At 31.8% G+C, this 1404-nt stretch carries 1 protein-coding gene; it reads left to right on the top strand.

Going from position 1 to position 1404, the window contains the following annotated elements; all coding sequences use genetic code 11:
• Window positions 1-32 precede the first annotated feature (32 nt).
• Window positions 33-1404: IS1634 family transposase (locus EDC17_RS16730; RefSeq protein ID WP_132779370.1), on the top strand; the 1372-nt coding region annotated here is incomplete at its 3' end.

The raw sequence follows: 1404 nt of genomic DNA, 5'->3' as shown, positions 1-1404 counted from the left end.
AAATCGTATTTTGCTGACCTAAAGTGTAAAAAATGCTTAAAATCAGGCAAATTAAGTATAGTAAAGGGTCGACATCTGTACAAGTTTATGAAATCAAGAATCGTAAACGTGTTATTGTTCGGCACATTGGCACAGCTCGAGATGCCGATGAACTAAAAAAGTTGATCACCTTAGCTCAAGATTTCATAAAGAAATTTAGTAGTCAGCTATTTCTTTATCAGGATGTTAATTCTAACTATATCATAAATGTTAAACAGACTGAATTCTTAGGTGTTTACTATGGTTTTGTTTATGAATTAATTCATAAGTTATTCATTTCTATAGGGTTTGATAAAATACAGAATCCATTTTTATTGGATTTAGTAATTATTAGGATGCTAGAGCCAGCCTCTAAACTTCGTTCGGTAAGTTTAATAGAAGAATATTTTGGTATAAAGTATCATCGACAGCGATATTATGAATCTGCACCACTTTGGTTATCCTTAAAATCTAAAGTTGAGACAATTGCTGTTAAATTTGCGCAGAAACATTATTTATTTGATTATAATCTAGTTTTTTATGATGTAACTACTTTATATTTTGAAACATTTGAATCGGATGATCTACGTAAAAATGGTTTTTCAAAGGATAGTAAGTCGCAACAACCTCAGATTCTTATTGGATTAATGGTCACCAAAGAAGGAATCCCAGTTTCTTATGATGTATTCCCGGGCAACACTTTTGAAGGACACACCTTCATACCCATGATCGAGAAGTTTATTTCTAAATATAATGTAAAATCATTTACGGTTGTTGCTGATGCAGCTATGATTAGCCATCATAACAGTAATGAGTTGAATATGAAGGGTATAAACTTTATTGTTGGTGCTCGACTACGCAACCTTTCAACCAACTTACTAGAAGACATTAATAAATCACTAGTGCGAAAAGACGGTCAAAGCATTAGAATAAAGACCGAGAATGGAGACTTAATTTGCAGTTATTCCTCCGTACGTTACCGAAAAGATAAATATGAGATGGAAAAGCAAATCGAGAAGGCAAACTATTTAATTGCAAATCCAGGAAAAAGTAAAAAACTAAAGTTTACTAAAGCAACGGGTGAAAAGTTAGAACTCAATCAAGGACTTATTGATAAGACAATAAAATTATTAGGTGTTAAGGGGTATTATACTAATTTGAAAGAGTCTCAGGTTAGTAATCAAATGATTATAGACAGATATCGCGAATTATATCGCGTAGAACAAGCATTTAGAATTACTAAAAGTGATTTACAAACTAGGCCAATTTTCCATTATAAGGAAGAACCAATAAAACTCCATGTACTAATTTGTTTCATAGCTTTATTCACTTCTAAGCATATAGAGTTAAAAACGGAAACATCAATAAAGAGCTTTATGCACGAAT

Source organism: Sphingobacterium alimentarium, assembly GCF_004342685.1.
Classification (GTDB): domain Bacteria; phylum Bacteroidota; class Bacteroidia; order Sphingobacteriales; family Sphingobacteriaceae; genus Sphingobacterium; species Sphingobacterium alimentarium.
The sequence above is the reverse complement of the archived record's forward strand: the minus strand, read 5'-3'. Positions and strand labels throughout refer to the sequence as shown.